The organism is Agromyces humi (assembly GCF_009720255.1).
Taxonomy (GTDB): domain Bacteria; phylum Actinomycetota; class Actinomycetes; order Actinomycetales; family Microbacteriaceae; genus Agromyces; species Agromyces humi.
Genome location: NZ_WJSP02000514.1, coordinates 1 through 2141 on the forward strand (window position 1 = coordinate 1; position 2141 = coordinate 2141).

Here is a 2141-nt window from a genome sequence, read left to right on the forward strand (position 1 = left end):
GGGCCGTCGTGGCGCTCGTCCGCAGCTCCCGGCTGGCCAGCGCCGTGCGCGAGGGGATCCCCGGTTCGGCGCACCTCGGCGGCACCGAGGTGATGGAGGTCCGGTCGCGGCTGCAGGCCGTGGTGCGCTTCGCGTAACGCGCTCGACTCGACCGCGACCGCTCGGGCGGTGTTGGATGGGATGGTGCCCGAGCTCGATACCGACGCCCACCTGTCCGACTTCGCCGACTTCATCCGCGACTCGCCCTCGTCGTACCACGCCGCCGCGTCGGTCGCCGATCGGCTCGAGGCCGCCGGGTTCGAGCGACTCGACGAGCGCGACGAGTGGCCGACCGGGCCGGGTCGCCGCGTCGTCGTGCGCGACGGTGCCGTCATCGCGTGGGTGCAGCCCGCCGGGGCGACGCCGAGGACGCCGTTCCGGATCCTCGGCGCGCACACGGATTCGCCGTCGTTCAAGCTGAAGCCCGGTGCCTCGACCAGCTCGGAGGGGCTGCTGCAGGCCGGGGTGGAGGTGTACGGCGGCCCGCTGCTGAACTCCTGGCTCGACCGCGAGCTCGAGTTCGCCGGGCGGCTCGTGACGACCGACGGCGTGCAGCATCTGGTGCGCACCGGACCGATGCTGCGCATCCCGCAGCTCGCCATCCACCTCGACCGCGACGTGAACAAGGGCCTCACCCTCGACCGCCAGCGTCACCTGCAGCCGATCTGGGGATCGGCGCCCGGGCCCGACCTCGTCGCGCACCTCGCGGGCCTGGCCGGGGTCGACGCCGACGACGTCGCCGGTCACGACGTGCTCATGGCCGACACGGCCGCCCCCGCACGGTTCGGGCGCGAGGGCGAGCTCTTCGCCGCGGGCCGGATGGACAACCTCAGCTCGGTGCACGCCGGCCTCGTGGCACTGCTGGTCGCGCCCGACGACGCGGCGCACGTCAGCGTGCTCGCCGCGTTCGATCACGAGGAGCTCGGTTCGGAGTCGCGCTCGGGCGCCAGCGGGCCCTTCCTCGAGGATGTGCTCGCCCGCGTGGCGGCAGGGCTCGGCGCCGACGCCGGCGACCGTCGTCGCGCCTTCGCCGACTCGTGGCTGCTCTCCTCCGACGCCGGGCACGCCGTGCACCCGAACTACCCCGAGAAGCACGACCCGAACAATCGTCCGGTGCTCGGCGGCGGTCCCCTGCTGAAGCTCAACGCGAACCAGCGCTACGCCACCGACGGCGTCGGCTCGGCGATGTGGGCGCGCGCCTGCCGTCAGGCCGGCGTCACGGCGCAGCCGTTCGTCTCCAACAACACCATCCCGTGCGGCAGCACCATCGGGCCTCTCAGCGCGACCCGGCTCGGCATCCGCACGGTCGACGTGGGCACGCCGCTGCTCTCGATGCACTCCGCCCGCGAGCTCGCGCACGTCGACGACCTCGTCGCGCTCGCCGCGGCGATCACCGCGTTCTTCTCGCCCGAAGGCGACTGACGCGTCGCCCGCCGACGACGCTGGCCGGATGTCGCGGCACGACGGCGCGATTTCACGCGTGGGCGCGCGGGCGGCGGTGCGAGGGTGAAGGCATGACCGACACCACCGTCACCGCATCCGCCCTCTTCGAGCACGTCGCCCCACAGGCCGACGCGGTCGCGCACTTCCGTGGCCGACTCGGCTTCGAGTCGGATGTCTCGGATGTCGCGGCCGCACTCCGCGCCGGCGATCCCGGGTTCGTGCTCGTCGACACCCGCAGCGACGAGTCCTGGGCCCAAGGACACGTGCCGGGCGCGATCCACCTGCCGGGTCGGCGGATCGCAGCGGAGGCTGCCGAGCGGATCCCGGCCGGCACCCCGGTCGTCGTGTACTGCTGGGGACCGGGATGCAACGGCGCGACGCGTGCGGCGCTCGAGTTCGCCCTGCTCGGGCATCCCGTCAAGGAGATGCTCGGCGGCTTCGAGTACTGGGTGCGCGAGGGCTTCGCGTTCGACACCGCCGACGGGCTCGCGCAGCGGCCGGCGGACGCCCTCACGAACGTCGCCGCGACGGGCCTCTACTCGCTGACCCACCTCACCGGGCGGAAACGGAACGTCGACCGGAAGATCATCGTGATGACGGTGGAGGCCAACAAAGCCACCTTCATCGTCACGGTGATCTCCGTCGCCGTTTCCATCGTC

2 protein-coding genes are annotated in these 2141 nt (G+C 72.8%); both read left to right on the forward strand.

Annotated elements, in window-relative coordinates; translation table 11 throughout:
- Positions 1 to 180: 180 nt before the first annotated feature.
- A complete protein-coding gene (locus GH736_RS21635) occupies positions 181 to 1461 on the forward strand; it encodes a M18 family aminopeptidase (protein ID WP_159606974.1) in 1281 nt (426 codons plus the stop codon).
- A 92-nt stretch (positions 1462 to 1553) separates the two neighbouring features.
- Positions 1554 to 2141 (forward strand): rhodanese-like domain-containing protein (locus GH736_RS21640; RefSeq protein WP_159606976.1); only part of this gene is annotated, 588 nt, incomplete at its 3' end.

What these genes read in the sequence shown, in the direction of transcription:
- GH736_RS21635 (WP_159606974.1), top strand. Translation starts at nt 181, where the DNA reads ATGGTGCCCGAGCTCGATACCGACGCCCACCTGTCCGACTTCGCCGAC.